Annotated in this window: 1 protein-coding gene; it reads left to right on the top strand. The window is 69.2% G+C overall.

Translation table 11 applies throughout. From position 1 onward, the window contains the following. Window positions 1-2,015: ABC transporter ATP-binding protein/permease (locus IH13_RS37905; RefSeq protein WP_037841822.1), on the top strand; the 2,015-nt coding region annotated here is incomplete at both ends.

A 2,015-nucleotide genomic window follows, 5' to 3' on the forward strand; every position in this document is an offset into this window, starting at 1 on the left:
CCCGCCGGTCCACGGCGACCGCAGCCCGACCACCTTCCACCAGCTGGACCTCGGCCGGGTCATGCGCATCGGCCGTGCCCTGGAGAACGAGCTGGTCGTCTCCGACCTCCAGGTCTCCCGGCTGCACGCCGAATTCCGGGCGACGCCCGACGGCCGCTTCGAGATCCGCGACCTGGGCTCGCACAACGGCACGTACGTCAACGGCCTGCCGCTCAGCAAGTCCGGCTCGGCCCTCATCGGCCCCAACGACATCGTCGGCGTCGGCCACTCGACCTTCCGGCTGGTCGGGGACCGGCTGGAAGAGTTCGTCGACACCGGTGAGGTCGCCTTCTCCGCCCGCCACCTCACGGTGACGGTCGACGGCGGGAAGGACATCCTCAAGGACGTGTCGTTCGGCGTCCCGGAGAAGTCCCTGGTCGCGGTCATCGGCCCGTCGGGCTCCGGCAAGTCCACCCTGCTCAAGGCGCTCACCGGCTACCGGCCCGCCAACCAGGGCGACGTCCTCTACGACCACCGGAACCTGTACAAGCAGTTCGCCGAGCTGCGGCAGCGCATCGGCCTGGTCCCGCAGGACGACATCCTGCACAAGGAGCTCACGGTCAGCAAAGCCCTCGGCTACGCGGCCAAGCTCCGCTTCCCCGCGGACACCACCGAGGCGGAGCGCACCGCGCGGATCCACGAGGTCCTCGCCGAGCTCAAGCTCGACGTCCACAAGGACAAGAAGGTCACCTCCCTCTCGGGCGGTCAGCGCAAGCGCGTCTCGGTGGCCCTGGAACTGCTCACCAAGCCCTCGCTGATCTTCCTGGACGAGCCGACCTCCGGTCTCGACCCGGGCATGGACCGCGACGTCATGCAGCTGCTGCGCGGCCTGGCCGACGACGGGCGTACGGTCCTGGTCGTCACGCACTCCGTCGCCGAGCTGGCGATCTGCGACAACCTGCTGGTCATGGCCCCCGGCGGGGCCGTCGCCTACTTCGGCCCGCCCGAGGAGGCGCTGAACTTCTTCGGCTACGCCAGCTGGGCCGACGTCTTCTCCGCCTTCGAGAACTACCGCGACTACGACTGGGCGGGCCGCTGGCGCGGCTCGCAGCACTACCAGATGTACGCCGCGGACATCGACGCCGTGGCCGTCCAGCCCGCCCCCACGCCCACACCGCGGCAGATCCGGCCGCGCAAACCCCAGGGGTGGACGGCGCAGCTGCTGACGCTGATGCGCCGCTACATCTCGGTGATCGCCTCCGACAAGGGGTTCCTCGCCCTGATGGTGATCCTTCCGGCGGTGCTCGGTGTGGTGAGCGTGGTCATCCCCGCGGAGTTCGGCCTGGCGGCTCCGGACGTGGCCGGCAAGCGGTTCAACAGCAAGGCCGGGACGATCGTGCTGATCCTCGCGGTCGGTATGTGTTTCGCCGGTTCGGCCAACTCCGTACGAGAACTGATCAAGGAACGGGTGATCTACGAACGGGAACGGGCCACCGGCCTCTCCCGTTCCGCCTATCTGACCTCCAAGGTGATCGTCCTCGGCGTGATCACCGCGTTCCAGGGGATGGTCATCTGCGGCATCGGCCTGTCCACCCGGCAGCTGCCCGCGGAGGGGCTGTTCCTGCCCCCGGCCGTGGAGCTCTGCCTGTCGATCATCGCGCTGGGGCTCACCTCGATGATGGTCGGCCTGATGATCTCCTCGCTGGTGAAGACCGCCGAGAAGACCATGCCGCTGCTCGTCATGTTCGCCATCGTCCAGGTGGTCTTCACCGGGGTGCTCTTCCAGCTCTACGGATCGCCCGGTCTGGAACAGTTCGCCTGGCTGATGCCCTCGCGCTGGGCGGTCGCCGCGGCCGGGGCCACGCTGGACCTCAGCCGGCTCATGCCGCCCTGGGACGCCGGCGACCCGACCGACCTGGACCCGCTCTGGGCGCACTCGGCCGGCCAGTGGGCCATGAACATCGCGGTGCTGCTGTTCATGGCCGTCGTCCTCTTCGCCGCCGTCTCGCGGCTGCTGCGCCGCCACGAGCCCGAGG

This window comes from Streptomyces sp. NRRL WC-3549, assembly GCF_000721935.1.
Taxonomy (GTDB): domain Bacteria; phylum Actinomycetota; class Actinomycetes; order Streptomycetales; family Streptomycetaceae; genus Streptomyces.